The organism is Thalassospira sp. B30-1, assembly GCF_015767575.1.
Classification (GTDB): Bacteria; Pseudomonadota; Alphaproteobacteria; order Rhodospirillales; family Thalassospiraceae; genus Thalassospira; species Thalassospira xiamenensis.
Window position 1 is genome coordinate 501,757 of sequence record NZ_CP065232.1, and the last position, 22,179, is coordinate 523,935.

A 22,179-nucleotide genomic window follows, 5' to 3' on the forward strand; every position below is an offset into this window, starting at 1 on the left:
CGGCATTTTATCTGCGATGCGATTTTGATCGGCGTTGTTTGCGTCAGTTTTTGACGAATAACTGCCTTGGATAACTGGTCAGCGTTTTGCTGCCGGTTTCCGTGATCATCATGCTTTCGGTGATCTCGATCCCCCAGTCATCAAACCAGAGACCGGGCATGAAATGGAATGTCATGCCGGGTTCAAGGACTGTGCGGTCACCGGGGCGCAGGCTCATGGTGCGTTCGCCCCAGTCTGGCGGGTAGGAAAGCCCGATGGGATAGCCACACCGGCTGTCTTTGTGGATGCCGTATTTTTGCAAGACGCCAAAGAAGGCATTGGCGATGTCTTCGCAGACATTGCCGGGTTTGGCGGCTTCGAGCCCGGCCTGAAGGCCTTCGATCAGGGCACTTTCGGCATCAAGGAAACGCTGTTCAGGTTGGCCCAGATAGACCGTGCGCGACAGCGGCGCATGATAGCGTTTATAGCAACCGGCAATCTCGAAAAATGTTCCGGCATCGCCCGGTATCGGTTTGTCATCCCAGGTCAGATGCGGCGCACCGGCATCGGCACCCGACGGCAGCAGCGGCACAATCGCCGGGTAATCCCCGCCGATCCCGTCAATGCCGACAATCCCGGAACGATAGATTTCGGCGACCAGTTCGTTTTTCTTCATGCCCGGTTCGACGACTTCGAAAATGCGTTCATGCATGTTTTCGACGATGCGGGCCGCCTGGCGCATATAGAAAATCTCGGTCTCGGACTTTACGGCACGCTGCCAGTTCACCAGTGCCGTGGCATCATGGAACTTTGCATTGGGCAGATGGGCCTGCAATTGGGCGTAACATCTGGCGGAGAAATAGTAGTTATCCATTTCAACACCGATATTGCGCGTGCCCCAGCCGCGATGTTCGATCACCTCGGACAGGTAATCCATCGGGTGATGGGTGGTCGATTGCACATAGTAATCGGCATAGGGGATGATGCGGTCATGGGTCATATAGACCGTGCGCTTTGCCCCGTTTGCATCCTGTGATCGCCCGAACCAGATCGGGTCGTCCTCTATCGGGACAAGCACGCATTGGTGAACATAAAACGACCAGCCGTCATAGCCGGTCAGCCAGGCCATGTTTGATGGGTCGGTCACGATCAGAAGATCGAGCCCCTTTTCCACCATGGCTTTTTTTGTTTTTTCCAGACGCTCGGCATATTCCTCGCGCGTGAAATTCAATTCAACCTGGCTCATTGCAGGCCTCCAAAAAAAGGCGGGGTTTCAGTTTTTCCTGACCCTGTTTCCTTTTGTTATTACGACGTGATCTCGGTCCCGGCCTTGACTGCATCGCAGCGCGCCCGGGCGAGGGTGGCGATTGCGGTGTCCTGAACACCCGTACCGGTCAGATCGGCAACCGTGATCGCATCGTCGGAGCTTCGTCCCGACGCCGATCCGGCAATAACCTGACCCAGTTCTGAAAATGTGTGGTCGGCCTTGATGATCCCGGTCTCAATGGCGTGATGCAATTCACCCAGAATCCGGCATTGCGAAAGGCTGTCGCACACATAAAGGTCTGCCCGGCCGATCAATGCCGGGTCGATTTCATTTTTATGTTCTGCATCCGACCCCATGGCGGTGATATGGGTGCCGGGTTTGACCCAGTCCGATAAAAGGACGGGTTCACGTGCGGGAGTGGTGGTGACAATAATGTCGGCATCCTGTGCCGCCGCCCGGCCATCGGGCGTTGCGGTTACGGACAGGCCAAGCTCGCTGGCGCAGGCGGCGGCACAGATTTCGGCCTTGGCCATATCGCGTGCCCAGATGGTGGCCGATGTGATGCCACGCACCAGTTTAAGCGCCTTGAGCTGCAATTTCGCCTGCACACCGGCCCCGAAGATCGCGGCATGTTTTGCATCCTTGCGCGCCAGATGTTTGGCGGCAACGCCCCCGGCGGCAGCGGTGCGGATATCGGTCAGATAACCGTTATCGAGCATCACGGCTTCGAGCAGGCCGGTTTTGGCTGAAAACAGGTTCATCAACCCGTTGACCGACGGCAGGCCAAGTTTGGGATTGTCAAAGAAGCCGGGGCTGATTTTGATGGCGAAACTGTCGAGCCCCGGCACATAGGCGGTTTTGACATCGACCTCGCCATTGTGGTCGTCGATATCAAGCCGAAGGATCGGCGGCATCCGTACATCCTTGGTCGCCAGTGCCAGAAAGGCATTTTCGATACAGGCAATCGCATCGCTATCAAGGGTGATCACGTTGCGAAGGTCGGTTTCGGTCAGAATTCTGATGTTGGGCATATCGGTTACTCCGCCATCAGGTCGACGTCTTCGCCGCCGACAATACGTTTATGCAAATCCATGTCGATGTTGCAGCCGGTGGACAGAACCACCGTGGTGCCGGGATTGTCGATCAATCCGGCGCGAAGGGCCGCGATGCCAACGGCAGCGGCCCCTTCGATGACCTGCTGGTCATCGTGATAGGCGGCGCGGATGCCGTCCGCGATCTGGGTTTCATTCACCAGAACAAAGTCATCGGTCAGATCTGCACACATATCGAATGTATACTGGTTGTTTTGCCCGATGCCGCCGCCAAGGCTGTCGGCCAGTGTCGGCAGTTCTTTGACCGCGGTCGGTTTGCCTTCCTGCAGGCTTGTGATCATCGCACAGCCGCGTTCCATCGAAATGCCGACAACCCGGATCGCCGGATTGATTGATTTTGCGGCCAGTGCCACACCGGCCAGAAGCCCGCCACCGGACAAGGGCACCAGAAGCGTATCGGTTTCGGGAAGCTGTTCCAGAACTTCAAGGCCAAGGGTTCCCTGCCCGGCGATGATATCGGCATGATCAAAGGGGGGCAGCATGGTCATGCCATTTTCCGCAACCAGACGATCCACTTCCTTTTGGGCCTCGTCCTGCGAGGTGCCGGAAATGCATATTTCGGCACCTTGGGCGCGGATGCCTTCGACCTTGTTTTTCGGGACCAGTTCGGACATGCAGATCACGGCGCGAACCCCGGCATTGCGCGCCGCATTGGCAAGAGCGCGGCCATAATTGCCGGTCGATACGCCGACAACGCCCTTTTCCTTCTGTTCGGGCGACAGTTTCAGAACGGCATTCGCCGCCCCGCGCAGCTTGAAGCTGCCGGTATATTGCTGGTGTTCGCATTTCAGCCACACGGGCGATCCGATCTGCTCAGACAGGCTGGCAGACGGACGCAGTGGTGTATGGATCACGTGGCCCGCGATGGTCTTGCGGGCAGAAAGCACATCACCAAGTGTGATGGGTTCTTTCATGGCGACCTCGTTACGATTTGTGTGGGGCGTGGTCAAACAGGGTTCCGAACCCTGTGACCGGTTTGTCGTATTTCATCAGATTCAGGGCGTGCCAGATCATGGCCTGATTGCTGGTAATCACCGGCTTACCCAGAAGCTTTTCCGCACGTTCGGCAATCTCGGCCGAGCGGATGGCCGTGCAGGAAATGAACACGGCATCTGCGTCCGGGCTGTTGGCCTGTAATGCTGCAGCCAGCAGGGCATCGGGCGGGATTGCCGTCATATCAATATCGTTTTCAAGCCCGAAACCCAGCAGCCGGGTCACATCGAAACCGCGCACGATCAGCTGTTCGGCAACGGAACGGGTGACATCAAGAACATAGGGGGCGACCACGGCGATTTTTTGCGCACCGATTGTTCGCAATGCGACATCGGCCGCCAGCAACGGATTGGTCACCGCCGTACCGGGCATGCCCATATTGATCAGGGCTTCGATCCGGTCCGATCCATTCACCGCCGTCCCCGATGTGCAGCCGAAAATGGCGACATCGACACCATATCCCGGCAACAGGGTGCGGGCGGCACGTGGCAGATCGTCGGCCATGCTGCGCAGGGTGTCGACCGTGATGGGATTGGCATTTTCAATGCGGGTGGTGAACAGGCCAACATCATGGGGAATGATCCGGCGCAGGTCATCCTCGCCGTTGAAATCGGTGGCGAGCGTGATCAATCCGATCCGCCCGGCCGGGGCAACCGGATCGGGCAAATAGGACAGGTCTACCGGCTCTGGCGTGACCGCGGGGGCAACGGACATCGTCCTGAACTCCTTGATGGGGCGGGGCAATGAATGCCCGCACCCCGGTTTGATATTGTGGTTCGTCTTTTCCGGGACGATCCCGGAGCCCTGCCGATTAACGGAATGCCATGGTCGGCAGGAACAATGCGATCTGCGGAACAAGGACCAGAATCACGGCTGCCAGCAGAAGCATGAAGATAAAGGGCGGCGTGCCCCGGATGACCTCGTAATAAGGTCGCCTGAAGATCGCGATGGCGGTGAAAATATCGCACCCGAACGGGGGCGTTGCCGACCCGATGGCGACCTGAAGCGTCACCAGCGTGCCAACCAGAACCGGGTCAAGTCCGGCATCACGCACCAGCGGCATGAAGATCGGTGTCAGAACCAGAATGACAACAATCGGATCAACAAACATGCAACCGATAAAGAACGCGATGCAGATTGCCGCCAGGATCAGATAGCTGTTTGCACCTTCAAGGCCCAATGCACCGATCACGTGCTGCGGGATCTGGGCAAAGGAAATCACGAACGAGAATGTTGTCCCCGCGCCGACAAGGATGAAGACCACAGCGGTAATCAGGCCGGTCGAACGGGCAATTTCCAGAAGTTCGGACCATTTCACCGACTTGAAGATCATGACTTCAAGAATGATGGCATAGACCACGGAAACGGCTGCGACTTCGGTCGGGCTGACCCAGCCGAGATAAATGCCACCAACAATCAGAACCGGGAACATGATGGCCGGACCGGCATTGATGACGGCCTTGCCACGTTCGGCCCAGCCCATGCGCGGGATGGTCGGGATGTTGTTCTTTTTCGCGTAGTAAATGCAATAAGCCGAAAACATCAGCAGGATCAGGATGCCTGGGCCGATACCAGCCAGGAACAATTCACCGATGGATACCTTGCCGACCACGCCAAACACGATCATGCCGATGGAAGGCGGGATCAGAAACGCGATGTCGCTGGCATTGATGATCAGGGCCATGGCAAAGCTGTCTTTGTAACCGGCTTTCAGCATTTTCGGGCGCAGCGGGCCACCCATCGCGACCACGGTTGCCTGTGTCGAACCCGACACGGCCCCAAACATCGTGCAGCCAAGGGCGGTGGTGACCGCAAGGCCGCCGCGCACATGGCCGACAAAGGTCATGGCAAGGTCGATAAGCCGGTTGGCCGTATGCCCCTTTGTCACGATATCGGCGGCAAAGATGAACATCGGCACGGCAATCAGCGCGACCGGTGAAATCCCTGTCACCATTTGCTGGATCAGAATTTTGGGATCAATCGGCATGTAAAAGGTAAAGGCGACGACGCTGGCCATGGTCAGCGGCACCATCATCGGGAAGCCCAGCACCAGAAGGACGAGCATCACAATCAGAATTGTGGTTCCAAGATCCATTTTCCGTCCCCTTACAGATGATGATCGTCAGCGTCGGAAAACGTATCTTCCACCCGGTAGGACAGATGCGTCCCTGGTCTGAAGATATTCGTTGCCGCGGCAAGTACGAACTGGATTCCCGTGACCGTCAGGCCAAAGGGTACGATGAGGACGGTGAAATAATAGGGGATGCGAAGGGCCGGTGTCAGGCGGTTCGACTGGATCAGGGATGAAACATAGCCGACGGAGTACCATGCCAGAAGAAACAGAAGGGCAGCTGTACCCAGCGTGATGATTATCATCATGATCTTGCTGGCCTGCGGGCCCAGCATATCGGTAAAGGCCGACATGCGAATGTGGCGACCCATGCGGGCGGCCTCGCTGATGCCGACAAACGTGACAAGAATGATCAGAAATTGATTGAGCTCTTCGGAAAAGAAGATGCTCGAACTGAAACCCAGCCGCATGATCACATTGGCGACCGTATTGACGGCCATGATCACGATGCTCCACCCCAGCAACTGACGCTCGACAACGGATAAACCGTCATCAAGCCGTTTCAGCACCGATAGCACCCCGCCTTGTGGCGAGGGAGCCTCCCCGTTAGAATCTGACATACGACCTCCATGATGCGCGTGCGAGACATTCTTGCTGAACGTTGTGTGTGGTTATTGGTTCCCTCCCACACGTTTCCTGTTCGCTTCGCGCCAGACCGTCAGAATAAAAACGGTTTGTGACGGTTCAATCAGATTTTTGTCATGACACAAAAATCAATACATAACGTCGAAGGCATGGACACCCGGCATCTGTTCCATCGTATGGCGGATCTGCATCAGCCCGTGATGCAGGGACGGGGTATCCACCGCCCCGCCGACACAAATCCGGATGGCATTCGGGCGGGGGACCTTGACCGTCATGAACGGGTCGGAAATCGTCACGGCAACGCCGTTTTTCCTCAGTTCTGATGCGAACCATTCTTCCTGCCAGTGATGCGGAATGCGCACCCAGGCGCTTAGCGATGTGGGGTGATGGCGGACCACGGCATCCCCCAGTATTTCGGCAACAAGGGCCTGTCTTTCACGCATCAGGGCGCGTTGGACCGTCACCGCCTGATCAACGGTGCCATCGGTGATCCAGCGTGCGCCGATCTCGGCCATCAGGGGGGTGCCCATCCAGCCGGTGACTCGCAAAACGCTGCTGGCACGGATCGACAGATGCTGTGGCACGACCAGAAAACCGGTGCGAAGCCCCGGCATGACGATCTTGGTCAGGCTGGAAACATGGAAGCCCAGCCGCGGCAGGAAACTTGTGATCGGGGGCAGGTTCTGTTCCAGAAGCGGGCGATACACATCGTCTTCGATGACGTAAACGCCGTAATGTTCGGCGATCTCGGCGATTCGTTTGCGCCGTTCCAGCCCCATCAGGCAGTTGGTCGGGTTGGTGTAGATCGGCGTGACGACAAGGGCGCGGATGTGGCGCGCACGGCATTCACGTTCAAACGCGTCGGGCAGAATGCCTTCGTCATCGGTTGGCAATGCGCCCAGCTTGAAGCGAAGGATGCTGGCGGTGCCAATGACACCATGATCGGTCAGGCTTTCGGTCAGCACGACATCGTCGGGCTGAACCACTGTGGCAAGGGCGGTAAAGACCCCCTGTGCCGCGCCATTGGTGATCAGGATGTTGGGAAGCTCGGCCGAAATTCCCATCGATGCCAGCCATTTGCTGCCGATTTCGCGGTGGTATTCGAACCCTGCGACCGGGCGGCAGCTTTCCATCCAGTTATGGTGGGTTTCCTCGGCCAGTTTGCTGTGAATCTGGCGCGACAGATCATTGTGGAAATCGGTATAGGCCGTGCGCACAATCGACAGGTCGATCAGGTCGGGCTGGCGATTGTCCAGAATAAAGGTCGATGCGCGATCTGTAAGGCGTGCCTGAACGAATGTGCCGCGCCGTCGTTCCGACCTCAGATAACCCTGTCGTTCGACTTCCTTATAGGCCGCACTGACGGTTTGCACGCTGACATGCAGCCGATAGGCCAGTTCACGATGGGTCGGCATGCGGACATCATGGCGAAGGCGTCCTGCCTCGATATCGGTGATGATCGCTTCGACAAGGGCCTTGTATTTCGGTCCCGTATCGCCGCTCAGGTCAATATTTGGCAGCCACATCCTGTTGATTTCCAGCCTTTTCTACCCTTGTCTCCCCTTGGGGGTTTTCCAACCCTAACATGACCTGAGGGTTAATGTGTAGACGTCAATGTTATTTTGTCATGATACAAAACTAACATTGACCTGATGCAGGAACATTCCAACACTTTGCGCGTTCATAACATTGATGTGCCAACTAATCGCCGCCGATTAAGGGTTAGATCCCGGTCGTCGCGGCACAATAAGGGAGACTTCGATATGAGTTTGAACAAGCTCTTCAAGGCGACCCTGTCTGCCGCCGCAATCTTTGCGGTTGCCGGGACAGCCGCCCAAGCCGAAGAATGGAAATTTGCGCATGAAGAAAGCCCGGGAGATGTGCAGGACCTGTATGCACAGGAATTCAAGCGCCTGGTCGAGGAAAAAACCAACGGTGATGTGACGGTTACCGTCTACACCTATGGCCAGTTGGGTACCGAAAACGATATTACCGAACTGACGACGGCGGGGGCTGTCCAGTTCTCGAACGCGTCGCCGGGCCATCTGGGCACCTTTGTTCCGGAAATTCAGGTTTTTGGCGTTCCCTACCTGCTGTCGCAGGATAACGAGGTGAACAAGGAAGTCCTGTCGAGCAGCCCGACGATCTATGACGGTCTGTCGAAGGATTTTGAGTCCAAGGGTCTTAAGCTTTATACCATGTATCCCGAAGGCGAGATGGTCTGGACCACCAAGAAAAAGGTGACCCAGCCGTCCGAATTTGACGGGGTGAAATTCCGTGTCATGACGTCGCCGATCCTGATCGAAAGCTATGAGTCCTTCGGTGCCGATCCGGTGGCGTTGCCCTGGGGTGAAGTTTATTCCGGTCTTCAGACCAGCGTTATCGATGCGCAGGTCAACCCGATCTTCTTCATCGAAAGTGCGAAATTCTATGAAGTTACCGACTATCTGATCTATGCCGGTCAGCAGCAATATACCACCACCGTGGTATCAAATGCCGCCTTCTATGAAGGTCTGTCTGACGAGCGCAAGGATATGCTCAAGGAAGTCAAATCGGAACTTGATGACTTCATCTACGAAGCCCAGGAAAAGGCAAATGCCGAGGCACTTGATCGCATCAAGAAAGCCAAGCCGGAAATCGAAGTCATTCGTCTGAATGATGAACAGCGCGCGGCATTCAAAAAGGCGTCGGCCGGTATTGGTGACAGCCTTGTCAAGGAAGTCGGTGGTGACACCGAAGAAGTGCTGAAAGCGCTCCGCAAGGAATTCGGGACCGAGATGTAATCATCTCTGATCGCAATTTCCCCTTAGCGGGATGACATCGGAAACCCCTGCCATGTTGGCCGCAGGGGTTTCTTTTTGTCTGCTTGGTAGAAGCAGGTGTCGAAAAAAAGATTTTGTACTGACAAAAAAAACAGAGGCCGGCATGGGTCCGGCCTCTGTGGTGCACCCGGTCGTCATAAAGAAGACCGGGTGGGGATGGTGTGAGACGGGTTACTTGCCGCTTGCGACCTCGTTAGCAACCGCATCGACGGCCTGTTTGGCGATGTCGATGACCTTGTCGATTTCGGCCTTGGTGATGCAAAGCGGCGGGGCGAAGCCCAGAATATCGCCATGGGGCATCGCACGTGCGATCATGCCGCGTTCAAGGCAGGCGGCCGAAACGCGCGGACCGATTTTCGCATTCGGATCGAACCGTTCCTTTTTGGTTTTATCGGCGACAAATTCCAGTGCGGCCATCAGGCCGACACCGCGCGCCTCGCCAACCAGCGGATGCTCGTTAAAGGTTTCGCGCAGGCGTTTCTGGAAATAGCCCCCGGTATCAGCCGCATTGCCGGTCAGGTTTTCACCATCGACAATATCAAGGTTGGCATTGGCGGCAGCTGCACAGACCGGATGGGCGGAATAGGTCCAGCCATGGCCGATCGGCCCCATCTGATCCGACCCCTGTTCCAGAACCTTCCAGACGCGTTCGCCGATGATGACACCCGACAGCGGCAGGTAGCCAGATGTAACACCCTTGGCAATCGTGATCAGGTCGGGCTTCATGCCGTAATGGTGCGAGCCGAAATAGGACCCGGTACGGCCAAAGGCGGTCACAACCTCGTCGGCGACCAGAAGAACATCATATTTGTTCAGCACCTTCTGGATGGCGTCCCAGTATCCTTCGGGCGGGGTGATGATGCCGCCCGTGCCCATGACCGGTTCGCCGATGAAGGCGGCAACGGTTTCCGGGCCTTCGCGCAGGATCATTTTTTCAAGGTCATCGGCACAGCGTTTGGCAAATTCGGCCTCTGTCTCGCCCGCGTCGGCATTCCAGTAGTGATGCGGGCAGGTGGTGTGCAGGATCGGCGCACGCGGCAGATCGAACGCGTTGTGGAAGGCTGCCAGACCCGTAAGGCTACCGGTCATGATGCCTGAACCGTGATAGCCGCGCCAGCGCGAGATGATTTTCTTCTTCTGCGGCAGGCCGCGGATATTGTTGTAATACCAGATCAGTTTGATGTTGGTTTCGTTCGCATCCGACCCCGACATGCCGTAATAGACGCGCTGCATGCCTTCGGGGGCGGATTTGACGATGCGATCCGACAGGCGGATGACCGGCTCGTTCCCGTGCCCGACATAGGTGTGGTAATAGGCCAGTTCCTTGGCCTGGGCGTAAATCGCATCGGCGATTTCAGTACGACCATAACCGACATTCACACAGTAAAGACCGGCAAAGGCATCAAGCGATTCCTTGCCTTCGGTATCATGGATATAGATGCCCTTGCCGCCATTGATGATGCGGTTGGGGGTTTCGCCCGCCGCGTGCTGGCGCATGTGGGTCGAGGGATGCATGAAATGGGCGCGATCCATTTCCTGCAAATCGGCGGTGGTGTTTTTGATGACATTCATTTTGCTTCTCCCATGTGAATGCGGTGGCTGCTGCGCATGTTACTGTTTGAACGCGGCGCAGACATATTTGAGTTCTGTGAATTCTTCGAGGCCGTGGCGCGACCCTTCGCGGCCAAGGCCGGATTGCTTGACGCCACCAAACGGGACCGGTGCGCCGGTGATTTTCACGCAGTTCAGTGCGACCATGCCGTATTCAAGTGCGTTTGAAACACGCGCGGCGCGATCATGATCCCTGGTATAGACATAGGCTGCCAGACCATATTCGCTATCATTGGCGCGGCTGATGACTTCTTCCTCGGTATCGAACGGGATGACCGGGGCAACCGGGCCAAAGGTTTCCTCGTGATAGATTTTCATATCTTCGGTCACATCGGCCAAAAGGGTCGGGGCATAGAACAGCCCGCCCATTTTCTTGCCACCGGTCAGAACGCGGGCACCCTTGGCGCGGGCATCTGCAACATGTTCATCGCATTTGGCAACCGCACGATCATGCATGAGCGGACCGATTTCGGTAGTGTCATCAAGCCCGTTGCCAACGCGCAGTTCGCCGATTGCCTTGGCATATTTGTCAAGGAACGCATCATAGATATCACGATGGACAAAGATGCGGTTCGCGGCAAGGCAATCCTGCCCGCTGGTGGCGAATTTGGCCCCGACCGCGTGATTGACAGCCTCATCCAGATCGACATCGGGGAACAGGATAAACGGGGCATGTCCGCCCAGTTCCATCGACATCTTTTTGACGGTCTGAGCCCCTTGCGACAGCAGCAGTCGGCCGACTTCGGTCGAGCCGGTAAAGGACAGTGCGCGCACAACCGGGTTGCCGCAAAGTTCGCCGACAACCGGATTGGGATCGCCGGTCACGACGTTAAAGACACCGGCCGGGATACCGGCCCGTTCGGCCAGTTCGGCAAGGGCGGTGGCCGAAAACGGCGTTTCGGTCGCCGGGCGGACAATCATGGTGCAACCGGCGGCCAGTGCGGCGGCGGCCTTGCGCGTGATCATCGCACACGGGAAGTTCCACGGTGTTACTGCCGCGGTGACGCCAACCGGTTCGCGTTTGACACTCATATTCCGGCCGGGCAGGTGGGATGAGATGTTTTCGACATTCACCCGTTTGGCTTCTTCGGCGAAGAATTCGATGAAGCTTGCGGCATAATCAATCTCGCCACGGGATTCCGAAATCGGTTTGCCCTGTTCAAGTGTCATCAGAAGGGCGAGGTCTTCCTTGTTTTCGATCAGAAGATCAAACCAGCGGCGCAGACGCGCGGCGCGATCCTGCGGCAGAAGGGCGGCCCATGCCGGAAAGGCCGCATGGGCTGCGGCAATGGCGTTACGGGTTTCGGCAATGCCCATATTGGGCACGGTTCCAAGAAACGCACCGTCGAACGGATTGGTGACTTCGATAACCTGTCGGTTGTCGGCCGAGCACCAGCGCCCGTCAATATAAGCGTGTTCGCGCAGAAGCCGAAGATCGGACAGCTGGCTTAACGACACGCAGCGCTGTTCTTTGAGTTGTGCCGTCATGAAAACCTCCTTGAAACAAGGCCGCGCCTTTTGGCGTCAGCCCCTGTTTTGTTGAACTGCCAGCAGGCTATCAACAAGCTGGCAGAGGAGGTCTCCGAACTCGATGCGATTTGATGCGGTTTTTTTGGCAAGCCCCGGTCGAAAGCAGATGTTTTTTCTGTCGGGGGCTGTGCGGATATTCAATCGTCGGCGTTATCTTTGAGAAAAGCGCGCATTTCGCGGCGTTCGCGCCGTTTCTCCATGACGGTGCGGATGATGATCACGGCAAAGAACAGCACAACGATGCTGGTGGACATCGGAAAGGCGACCGGGATGCCGATGATAAAGACAATGGCACCCAAAAGCCCGCCGCCGATCATCGCCGCCATTCCGCCAAGCAAGGCGATGGCGAAAACGGCGGCGATGATGATGGAGGCAAGCTTGTTCATAACAGGTCCGGTGGAGCGTGATTCACTCAGCCACTGCGGCTGGTAAGCTGTTTGGTGGTGACATCAACGCGGTGGGCCAGAACGCGGATCAGCTGAACGGCAACCGCCTGGTCCTGTCGGACAAGGCCAAGGAACTCGTTTTTATCGAGTTTCAGGACCGTCATTTCCTCGACCGCGCGAATGGTTGCGGAACGCGGTGCATCGACCAGAAGGGCGATTTCACCAATGACTTCCTTGGGTTCGACATCGCGAAGCTTGATTGTTTGGGCTTCGTCGGTCGTCAGCCAGATTTCACCGCGCCCGGAAATCACGATAAAGGCCGCATCCCCCGGGTCGCCCTGTTTGACCAGAACCTCGCCGCGTTTGAAGGTCAGACGCGGGCTGGTAAAGGCAAGCAGCTTGATCACGCTGGGGTCAAGGCCGGCAAACAGCGGAATGGTCCGAAGCAGCCGGACTTCCTGTTCGATGCTGCCATCATTTGTATCAGATGCGGTTTCGGCGACTTCGTCTTCGGCCTGTTCGGCGGTGGCACCGTCGATTGCATGGCTTTGGCGTTTAACGATTTTGCCGTTCGCCATATGCAGATAGGTTCCGAAACGCTGGCTGTCGGTTTCATCACCATCAACCCAGATCACACTGCGATGTTCGGATTGCCCGGTCAGCCAGTCAATGACCTGTTCGCGTGTTTCACGGTCCAATGCCGAAAGGGCTTCGTCCACAACCATCAGATCGGGATTCTTGATCAGGGCACGGACCAGCGCGATTTTCTGACGCAGGCTTTGTGAAACGCGGCTGCCGCCGACACCAACCTGACTATCAAGGCCAAGTGTGACAAGCGCCTCGTAAAGGCCGCCCTCATGGGCGATTTCAAACAGTACTTCGCCAACACGTTCTTCGGAATTTGCACGGCCATAGGCAAAACGACCGAACAGAAGGTTGTCGATGACGGGGGCCGCAGCGGCATATTCATCGACCTTGAAGAAGTCGATCATATCCGCCAGATCGTCGGGCAGTTTGCCATAGAATTTCGGACGCGCTTTCAGGACCAGCTTGCGGAATTCGTCATCAATGACGCGCAAACGATGGCGTGCCGGGGTCAGGTTCATGGCGACGTCAAGGAGGCGTAGCTTGTCCTCGGCGCGCATATCCGTGATCGCGACCCCGTCGGTGCGTTTCAGCATGTTTTTGACCTCGGGCAGTTCGTCGGCCGAGATAAAGCTGTAACGGTCAAAGAATTCGTGTCCGGGCGGCAGACCGGTAAACAGTTCGACCATCAGATCAAGCGTGTCGCGGCCCATGCTGATCATGACGTCGTAAAGCCCGGTTTCGCGCAGGGCTTCCTGCATATAGGGATGCGACAGAAATGCCGTGCGTTCGAAATCGGACCGGGCCGGGGCACCAAACAGAATGTTGACGCCGACCGGTGCGTTGTCGTTGTAAAGATCAATGTCATAGGGTTCGACCAGATCGGACAGGCCACGTTCGGCAAGGATTTCCTTGAGTTTCGGGCGGGCCGTCAGAACGGCTTCGACCAGATCCGGGCGTTCTTTCGGATCAATGCGGCGTTGCAGGCCGATGCGGTAAATATCGCGGTCAAGCTGCACGACTTCAAGCAGGCGCATCAGTTCGACCTTCAATTCATCAATCGAATTGAAGCCCGGACCGATATAGTCGATCCATTCTGCCGCCGGGTCATAGGGGATATTACCGGACCGCTTGATTTCGTCGTACATCTCGTCGGTCAGACGCCATGGCAGATCGGTCGGATCGGTCAGTTCGATATGGTCGACAAATTTCGGCAGCGGCAGTTTCAGGTTTTCGTCATCGCCGTCACCGTCTTTTTCATCGCCGGTTTTGATAGCAAGGATCGGTCGGTGTTTCAGGCCATAAAACAGGTTGTCGGCGATGGTGCCGTTAAACAGATAGGCGTCATTGCCGATATAGGCCAGACGTTGCCCGAATGTGGATGCCGGAAGGTCTTCGGCATTGCGGTCGCTGAACTGGATGCGGCCACCGGTCGGGGTCAGTAACCGCGCGATCAGGCGGGCCAGTTGCGATTTTCCGCTGTCAGCCGAGCCGGTCAGAAGAGCCGAGCCCGGCAAGGGCATGTTGAACGACACATTTTCAACAACCCGGGTGCCGTCATCATCGACCCATGACAGGGCCGCGACATCAAGCGGTCCGGGCAGGCGTTCGGATTTCGGCGCGATCAGTTCGTGTTCACGGCCAAGATCAGGCAGTTCGAACTGTTCGTGAAGCTGTTCATATTTGATCCGCGCATCGGCAAGGCGCTGGTAATAGGCCAGAAGCTCTTTCCAGGGGGCCGACATATCCTTGTAGGCGGCAAGGGCCGCGACCAGCGCGCCGAAGCTGAGATCGCCCATGATCACCAGATAACCGCCGATGGAATAGAAGAAGAACGGCGTGATCTGGGCGATGAAGTTGTTCAGGAACTTGATAAAGAATTTGCGGAAATAGATTTCCTTGCGGATTTCAAAAATCCGGCCCATCCGCTGGGTGAAATGGGTCAGCTCGAAACCCTGCGTTTCATGGGCGCGGATATCGGTCGCACCGGCAACGACTTCGCCGATATGTTCAGACATGCGGCGCACATTCTGCACGCGCTGTTTGCCAAGCTGGTTCACGCGGCGTTGCAGTTTCGGGATCAGGTAGCCCTGCAACGGATAAAACGAAATTGCCGCCAGCCCCATCAACGGGTCCTGAATAAAGATAAAGGCGGTGATCGTGACCAGAATACCGCCCTGATAAAGCGGCAGCGAAAACGCTTCGCCAAAGAAACCGCCAAGCGGTTCTGCTTCGGCGGTGATCATGGAAACGATTTCGCCCTGGCTGGTTTTACGGAAATGCGGAAGCGGAAAACGCAGAACCCGTTCAAACAGGGTATAGCGCAACCGGCGCAAAAGCCGTTCGGACATCACGCCGACATAGACGTTGATGAAATATTTGAACCCGCCATTGATGAAGACCAGCGCGAGAAAGATCCCAGACAGGGTGAACAGATATTCGATCTGGTTCAGTTCGATGCCAAGAACATCATAAGGTTCGCCAGCGCCACCGATTGCCTGGTTGACGATCAGCTTTGGCAAATCCAGCGAGTAATACAGAAATGGAAAGGAGATCACCGTGACCAAAGTCAGGATAATCTGCTGCAAGCTGCTGTGTTGCCAGATATAGGCAAAAACCGACTTTGGCATTCACGGGTCCCGTATTCTTGTCGGAACGGATTTTTTACCCGTTCCTATTGCTCGTTTTGATGCAGAATGTACCCGGCCTTTAAGGTTTTAGCCAAGTTCGAAACTTTGACCCGGTTCAACAAAGCCGCAAAAGCCGTCAGCAACCGCATCGGGCTTTGGATAGGCCTGATAGTGATAGAGCCACATTTTGGCTTTGATATCGGCAGGAAGGGTCACAAGCTGTTCGTAATGGGCATGAACGCCTGAGTGGCGAGGACCAAGTTCGCAGTCCTGAAAAATGATATCTGCTTTCTGGTACAGCGGCATATGGGCATCAGGGTTGAAAATCGCATCTGTCGTCAGGAAGAAGCTTTGTTTTTTTCCATGCCCGAACAGCGCGTAGGAAAGCATCGTCCCCTGGGACGTCACGATATGTTCAACCGGAATGACATCAAAATGCACGCCCTGCCAGTCAAACCCCTTGGCCGGGCTGAGTTCATTGACCTTGAAATAGGATGACAGGCTGTTGTTGCCCTGATCGCTGATCTGAAGTCCGCCGCGCAGGCTGTGTTCCCAAAGCGGTTCAAGCAGGTCGTGAACGGCAAACAGTTTGGCCTGATGACCTTCGAAAATGAAATAATTGGCCAGTGCCATCCATTCCAGACCGCCAATATGATCCGAATGCAGATGGCTGATATAAACAGCATCAAAGTCATTGGGCATATAGCCCAGATTGCGCAGCGAGTGCCGTGCATCTGAACCACAGTCAATCAACATGCGTGCCGGTTGGTCACTGCCGGGCTGAACTGCTTCCAGAACCATATTGCTCTGGAAATTGTCAGCCGCCATGCAGAATGCCGAACCTGTCCCCGCAAACGTAAGCTTCATTCCCCGATCTCCCGACATTTTGTCGAAAGATTAGACGAGGTTTGGGGCAAAGAACCACCCCCTTTGATGGGGAAATGCTAATTTTCCGGATAAAAGCAGCGGGCTGACCTGCGGTTCAGCAAGGCATAGCGCGCTATTCGCCGGGTTCGCGAACCGTTTCAATATCCTTTTTGCCATCGGCCAGACGGGTGACTTCGGCACGCAATTCCCGCAATTCCCGCAGGATTTCGTGATGATCCAGGCCAAGTTCAGTGCGAGTCTGCGTTTCTTCGACGTCAACATGGGTGGCCATGGCATCGACGACGATGGCAATGAACAGGTTCAGAACGGCAAAGGTGGTGACCAGGATGAAAGGCACGAAAAACAGCCACGCCAGCGGATAGATTTCCATAACCGGGCGGACGATTCCCATCGACCAGCTTTCGAGCGTCATGATCTGGAACAGGGAATAAAGTGACGCGCCGATGGTGCCAAACCATTCGGGGAAGCCCGATCCGAACAGCTTGGTCGCCATGACGGCAGACACGTAAAACACCAGCAACAGCAGGGTCAGGACCGACACCATACCGGGAATGGCCTTCATCAGGGCTTCGACGACCTTGCGCATCGAGGGTACCGTCGAAATCAGGCGGAAGGCACGCAGGATTCGAAGGGCACGCAAGACCGATACGCCCTGCCCCATCGGCAGCAGGGTGATGGCGACAATCGTAAAATCAAAGATGTTCCATGATCGCCGGAAAAAGCCCAGCCGATACACGGCCAGTTTCATCAGAAGTTCGATGACGAAAATCGCGACCGCGATCTGATCAAGCAGATACAGGATCGATCCGGCGGCATTCATGACGGTTTGGGAAGTTTCAAGTCCGAGAATGATCGCGTTGATCGCAATAACCGCGGTGATGAAATTCTGGAATTTTGAAGATTCGACGATCCGGCGCAGCGTTTCCATTAAACCCTCCCGGTGGGTACCGGTTCAAAAGGCGCGGCAGCCGGGGTTTTCACCGACGGGCGGGACTGCGCCGGAAAGAAAACACGAACAGGGCGCAGATCAGACTTGCTGACGACTGCGCCCTGCGAAATCAGTTCAGACCATGACGGCCCATATCAAGGAACTTGTCACGACGACGCGCCTTGAGCACACCGCCTTCGACATTGTCCATGGCTTCAAGTGCTTTGACGATTGCGGTGCCAACACGTTTGCAGGCATCGACCGGCGAACGTTGTGCACCACCCAGCGGTTCGGTAATGATTTCATCAATCACACCTAGCTGGTGAAGGTCCTGTGCGGTCAGGCGAAGGGCTTCGGCCGCCGTTTTGGCCTCGTCACCCGAACGCCACAGGATCGAGGCGCAGCCTTCCGGCGAGATCACGGAATAGATCGAGTTTTCAAGCATCATGACCGAGTTTGCGACCGCAAGCGCGATGGCACCGCCCGATCCGCCTTCGCCGATAATGACCGAAATCAGCGGAACCTTGATATCAAGGCAGGCTTCGATTGACCGTGCGATGGCTTCGGACTGTCCGCGCGCCTCGGCATCGGCACCGGGGAATGCACCGGCCGTATCAACCAGTGTGATAACCGGAATGCCAAAACGTTCGGCCATGCGCATCAGGCGGATCGCCTTGCGATAGCCTTCTGGTTTGGCCATGCCGAAATTGTGCTTTACGCGGGATTCGGTATCGCGGCCCTTTTCATGACCGATCACCATGACGCTGCGCCCCTGCAGGCGGGCCAGACCACCAATGATGGCTTCGTCTTCGCCAAACAGGCGGTCACCGGCAAGCGGGGTGAAACCCTCGAACAGGTGGGCGACGTAATCGGTGAAATGCGGGCGATCAGGATGACGGGCAACCTGCGTTTTCTGCCATGCGGTCAGCTTGCCATAGGTGCTTTGCAGCAGCTTGGTCAGCTTGTCCTGCAGGCGTGCGACCTCGTCGGCGATGTTGACTTCATCATTGCCGGTCAGGTGGCGCAATTCTTCGATCTTGCCTTCGAGTTCGGCGATCGGCTTTTCAAAATCCAGAAAGTTATGCATCAGGGCATCATATCCGGCTGGGAAACAATGAGGCGGAACATAGTTGATCAACCCGTCACGTCAAGGGTTGAGGTCCGATAGGCATATAAATTCCATCCTTGCACGAATTATATCGTATATTTCGCGCTGCACAGTGACAGTTTTGCACACGGAAATCCATGACGTCCAGTATCGAGATCACATCGCCCAGCGATCCCGCCCTTGTTCCGTTCGATCGGCTTGTTGAAATTCTGCTGGCCGCCTTTGCCTTTCAGGACGATATCGTCGATCCGCCAAGTTCGGCAAAATCGGTCAATATTGCCGAACTTCAATGGCGGTTTGCCCGTGATACGCTGTTTCTGGCCCATGATTCAGCGGATCGTGTCATTGGCCAGGTCTGGATCGAGGATGTTGGAAAAGACGCCTATCTTTATAAATTGTCGGTTGAACCGTCCATTCAGGGCGGCGGCATTGGCAAGGCACTGGTCGAGGCGGCCTGCGCCCATGCCGAAAAGGCGGGCAAGGCAAACATGCGGCTCCACGTTCGGGTTGAACTGACCGGTAATATTGCCTTTTTCAAGTCGCGCGGCTTTGAAATCGCCGGTGAAGGCGTTCACGATGGTTATGATCGCACGACATTCTGGAAAATGGCGCGGCCTTTACAGATGGCGAAATCGGCCTGATCAGACTGGAAATCAGGCGACGTCGGTTTCGGGTTTGGTGGCATAATAGGGCACGTGGGTTTCGCCCCAGTCCTTGAGCGCCACGATAATATGGCGCAGCGTCTCGCCCTTTGTGGTCAGGCTGTATTCCACGCGCGGCGGGACTTCGGCATAGACTTCGCGGTGGATCAGGCCGTCGGCCTCCATCTCGCGCAGTTGGCGGGTCAGCATGCGCTGTGTCACGCCGGGCATCAGACGACGCAATTGATTGAACCGTTTTGTCCCGTCCAGCAGATGGAACAGGACGACACCCTTCCATTTGCCACCAATCACGTCCAGTGTCCCTTCGACCGGGCAACCGGGGCTGCGATCCGGGGGGCAGGCCAATCTCGATGCCATCAAATGGCTCCTTAAATCCGCAGAAAAGGTCAATAGTATACAAAATGACACTATTGGTCCAAATTGTGCTTACTTACGATTATCGCTATAATGCGCTAGGTCTGGTGCATTCGCAATTCAAACCTTTGATCAAAAGGATGACATGATGAAAGCAATCGGACTTTATAAAGCAGCCCCCGTCGAGACGGACGGGCTGTTCCGTGAAATCGATATGGAAACTCCAAAGGCCGAAGGCCGGGATATTCTGGTTCGCGTCAAGGGTGTTGCCGTCAACCCGGTCGATTTCAAGGTGCGCCGCGGCAAGGCGGATGATGGCAATTTCAAAATCCTCGGCTGGGATGCGGCCGGTGTTGTTGAAGCGGTTGGCGAGGATGTCACCCTGTTTCGTCCGGGTGACGAGGTCTGGTATGCCGGGGATGTGACCCGGTCTGGCAGCAATGCTCAGTTCCAGCTTGTCGATGAACGGATCGTTGGACCAAAGCCAAAGTCGCTTGGCTTTGCCGATGCGGCGGCACTGCCATTGACCACGATCACGGCGTGGGAGGCCCTGTTTGACCGGATGATGATTGATCGCAACGCCAGGGACGCCAATGCGGGCAAGGTGCTTTTGGTGATTGGCGGGGCTGGCGGGGTTGGATCGATTGCGATCCAGTTTGGCAAACTGGCGGGATTGACCGTGATTGCAACCGCATCGCGCCCGGAAACCATTGATTGGGTCAAGAAACTTGGTGCCGATCAGGTGATCAACCATCGCAATCCGTTGAATGACGAGCTAACGGCAATCGGCATTGCCCATGTCGATTACATTCTGTGCACGTCGGAAACCGATCAGTATTTCGATGTCATGGCCGAAATCATCGCCCCGCAAGGTCGGATCGCGACGATTACCGAGGCCAGCGAAAACCATAATGTCGATCTGCTGAAGGCGAAATCAGCCAGCTTTTCCTATGAATTCATGTTTACCCGTTCGATGTTCCTGACCCCGGACATGATCGAACAGCACAAATTGCTGGCGACCGTGGCCGATCTGATCGATGCCGGAACCCTGAAAAATACCGCAAATGAAAGTTTCGGGGCCTTGACACCCGAAAGCCTGCGCAAGGCGCATGCGTTGCTGGAATCCGGCAAGGCCATTGGCAAGATCACCTTTGAGGGCATCGCGGATTAATCTTTTGCGGTTGCCATAAAAACAAAGGGAAAGGGGTGCCGGGCGGCACCCCTTCTTGTTTGGCAGAGTGTGATGATTTATCCCGCGTCGCGTGCGGCAATGGCTTCGGCCTGTCGGACCATGACTTCGGCCTGTTTGATGGATGCGATATCGATCAGTCGGCCATCAAGGGCGACGGCACCGGCACCTTCGGCCTGTGCCTTGGTCATGGCTTCAAGGATGCGTTTGGCTTTGGTGACCTCGGCCTCGGACGGGGAATAGACATCGTTGGCAAGGGTGATCTGGCTGGGATGAATGGCCCATTTGCCTTCACAGCCCAGCACCATGGCGCGCGCGGCCTGCGCACGGTAGCCATCCGGATCGGAAAAATCGCCAAACGGTCCGTCAATCGGGCGCAGGCCATTGGCGCGTGCGGCCACCACCATGCGGGCAATGGCATAGTGCCACATATCGCCCCAGTGATAATCGCGGGGATTGTCGCCGTCCTTGTCAGTCAGAACGCCATAATGCGGGTTCGGGCCGCCGATCCCGGTTGTCATGGCCTTGGTCGAGGCGGCGTAATCGGCAACTCCGAAATGCAGGCTTTCATTGCGTTTGGAGGCACCGGCAATTTCATGGATATTCTGCATGCCAAGGGCGGTTTCAATGATCAGTTCGAACCCGATGCGTTTTTTGCGGCCTTTGGCGGCCTCGATCTGGGTTGCCATCATATCAAGCGCATAGACATCGGCAGCCGTGCCGACCTTTGGGATCATGATCAGGTCAAGCCGGTCACCGGCCTGTTCGAGCACATCCACGACATCGCGATACATATAATGTGTATCAAGACCATTGATGCGGACCGAAAGCACCTTGTCGCCCCAGTCGATATCGTTGATCGCGGCAATGATGTTTTTGCGGGCCTGTTCCTTGTCGCTTGGCGCAACCGCGTCCTCAAGATCAAGGAAGATCGCATCGGCCTTTGATCTGGCGGCCTTTTCAAACAGTTCGATGCGGCTGCCCGGAACGGCCAGTTCGGACCGGTTCAGACGTGCTGGTGCCGGGGTCGGTGTGGTGAAGCTCATGGTAACGTCTCTCCAAAGCCTGTCATTCTGGAAGGATCGGCCTGTTTGTGTCTGGGCCAAGCTTCCGGCGTTAAATGCTTTTGTCCCGTTTTCGGGATCGTACCGTGGCCGCCGTGACAGAATTCTGCGCCTGCGATCATTGTGCGCCGCAGTGAGATAGAGCGAATTTGATCCAATTTATGGTGCGCATGCTAACAGATGCAAGCCATTTTGCGCACACGACCATTGTCTGATGCCAACCGGAAGGCAATCCTGATGCGGGTCTGTCCGACTGGATTAGAAAAAACGCAGAAACAAGGCATAAAGCAATGGCCCGTTAAGGGCGCAGTGGTTAGATTACCCGGAATATTGCGGATCGGCTGTGCCCGTTTCC

Annotated in this window: 19 protein-coding genes; 3 read left to right on the forward strand and 16 right to left on the reverse strand. The window is 56.1% G+C overall.

The annotated features are described in order from the left end of the window. Positions 1-43: 43 nt before the first annotated feature. From doeA to IT971_RS02365, 7 genes are all read right to left on the reverse strand, one after another. The gene (gene doeA / locus IT971_RS02335) at positions 44-1,225 is read right to left on the reverse strand and encodes an ectoine hydrolase DoeA (protein WP_007088946.1); all 1,182 of its coding nucleotides are present in this window, start codon (positions 1,223-1,225) and stop codon (positions 44-46) included. Positions 1,226-1,284: 59 nt separating this feature from the next. Continuing rightward, positions 1,285-2,277: an ectoine utilization protein EutC gene (eutC, locus tag IT971_RS02340; protein WP_063093080.1), complete on the reverse strand. Its 993-nt coding sequence runs from the start codon at positions 2,275-2,277 to the stop codon at positions 1,285-1,287. Positions 2,278-2,282: 5 nt separating this feature from the next. Next, positions 2,283-3,272 (reverse strand): hydroxyectoine utilization dehydratase EutB, encoded by a 990-nt coding sequence (gene eutB, locus IT971_RS02345; RefSeq protein WP_063093079.1) that lies wholly within the window; start codon positions 3,270-3,272, stop codon positions 2,283-2,285. Positions 3,273-3,282: 10 nt separating this feature from the next. Then, positions 3,283-4,065 (reverse strand): hypothetical protein, encoded by a 783-nt coding sequence (locus IT971_RS02350; protein WP_007088943.1) that lies wholly within the window; start codon positions 4,063-4,065, stop codon positions 3,283-3,285. 97 nt (positions 4,066-4,162) lie between these two features. Continuing rightward, the gene (locus IT971_RS02355; protein WP_063093078.1) at positions 4,163-5,446 is read right to left on the reverse strand and encodes a TRAP transporter large permease; all 1,284 of its coding nucleotides are present in this window, start codon (positions 5,444-5,446) and stop codon (positions 4,163-4,165) included. Between the two features lie 11 nt (positions 5,447-5,457). After that, the gene (locus IT971_RS02360) at positions 5,458-6,042 is read right to left on the reverse strand and encodes a TRAP transporter small permease (protein WP_223304984.1); all 585 of its coding nucleotides are present in this window, start codon (positions 6,040-6,042) and stop codon (positions 5,458-5,460) included. A 153-nt stretch (positions 6,043-6,195) separates the two neighbouring features. Next, positions 6,196-7,593, reverse strand: a complete 1,398-nt coding sequence (locus IT971_RS02365) for a PLP-dependent aminotransferase family protein (RefSeq protein ID WP_063093077.1) — start codon at positions 7,591-7,593, stop codon at positions 6,196-6,198. Positions 7,594-7,830: 237 nt separating this feature from the next. Between IT971_RS02365 and dctP the strand changes: the two genes are divergently transcribed. Continuing rightward, entirely contained in the window at positions 7,831-8,850 is a 1,020-nt protein-coding gene (gene dctP / locus IT971_RS02370; RefSeq protein ID WP_063093076.1) for a TRAP transporter substrate-binding protein DctP, read from the forward strand. A gap of 210 nt (positions 8,851-9,060) precedes the next feature. On the opposite strand, the gene IT971_RS02375 is transcribed toward dctP, so the two are convergent. The 7 genes from IT971_RS02375 to IT971_RS02405 form a co-directional block, all read right to left on the reverse strand. Next, positions 9,061-10,461 carry an aspartate aminotransferase family protein gene (locus tag IT971_RS02375; RefSeq protein WP_007088938.1) on the reverse strand — a complete coding sequence of 467 codons (1,401 nt, stop codon included), beginning with the start codon at positions 10,459-10,461 and terminating at the stop codon, positions 9,061-9,063. 39 nt (positions 10,462-10,500) lie between these two features. After that, positions 10,501-11,988 (reverse strand): NAD-dependent succinate-semialdehyde dehydrogenase, encoded by a 1,488-nt coding sequence (locus tag IT971_RS02380; RefSeq protein ID WP_063093075.1) that lies wholly within the window; start codon positions 11,986-11,988, stop codon positions 10,501-10,503. Positions 11,989-12,167: 179 nt separating this feature from the next. Further along, positions 12,168-12,416: a hypothetical protein gene (locus IT971_RS02385; RefSeq protein ID WP_063093074.1), complete on the reverse strand. Its 249-nt coding sequence runs from the start codon at positions 12,414-12,416 to the stop codon at positions 12,168-12,170. 26 nt (positions 12,417-12,442) lie between these two features. After that, a complete protein-coding gene (locus tag IT971_RS02390; RefSeq protein ID WP_063093073.1) occupies positions 12,443-15,631 on the reverse strand; it encodes an ABC transporter transmembrane domain-containing protein in 3,189 nt (1,062 codons plus the stop codon). 87 nt (positions 15,632-15,718) lie between these two features. Next, positions 15,719-16,498, reverse strand: a complete 780-nt coding sequence (locus IT971_RS02395) for an MBL fold metallo-hydrolase (protein WP_037988163.1) — start codon at positions 16,496-16,498, stop codon at positions 15,719-15,721. Between the two features lie 133 nt (positions 16,499-16,631). Next, complete coding sequence (locus tag IT971_RS02400; RefSeq protein WP_007088933.1) at positions 16,632-17,447, reverse strand: ion transporter; 816 nt, start codon at positions 17,445-17,447, stop codon at positions 16,632-16,634. 130 nt (positions 17,448-17,577) lie between these two features. Next, a complete protein-coding gene (locus IT971_RS02405) occupies positions 17,578-18,534 on the reverse strand; it encodes an acetyl-CoA carboxylase carboxyltransferase subunit alpha (RefSeq protein WP_007088932.1) in 957 nt (318 codons plus the stop codon). Between the two features lie 158 nt (positions 18,535-18,692). Here IT971_RS02405 and IT971_RS02410 point away from each other — a divergent pair, with 158 nt between their 5' ends. Further along, a complete protein-coding gene (locus IT971_RS02410) occupies positions 18,693-19,196 on the forward strand; it encodes an N-acetyltransferase (RefSeq protein WP_063093072.1) in 504 nt (167 codons plus the stop codon). A 12-nt stretch (positions 19,197-19,208) separates the two neighbouring features. Here IT971_RS02410 and IT971_RS02415 read toward each other — a convergent pair whose 3' ends face one another. Further along, positions 19,209-19,574: a helix-turn-helix domain-containing protein gene (locus IT971_RS02415; RefSeq protein WP_063093071.1), complete on the reverse strand. Its 366-nt coding sequence runs from the start codon at positions 19,572-19,574 to the stop codon at positions 19,209-19,211. Positions 19,575-19,719: 145 nt separating this feature from the next. Here IT971_RS02415 and IT971_RS02420 point away from each other — a divergent pair, with 145 nt between their 5' ends. Beyond that, a complete protein-coding gene (locus IT971_RS02420; protein WP_063093070.1) occupies positions 19,720-20,742 on the forward strand; it encodes a zinc-binding alcohol dehydrogenase family protein in 1,023 nt (340 codons plus the stop codon). Positions 20,743-20,819: 77 nt separating this feature from the next. Here the strand turns inward: IT971_RS02420 and IT971_RS02425 are convergent, their stop codons facing one another. Beyond that, positions 20,820-21,806: a CoA ester lyase gene (locus IT971_RS02425; protein WP_063093069.1), complete on the reverse strand. Its 987-nt coding sequence runs from the start codon at positions 21,804-21,806 to the stop codon at positions 20,820-20,822. Between the last annotated feature and the right edge of the window lie 373 nt (positions 21,807-22,179).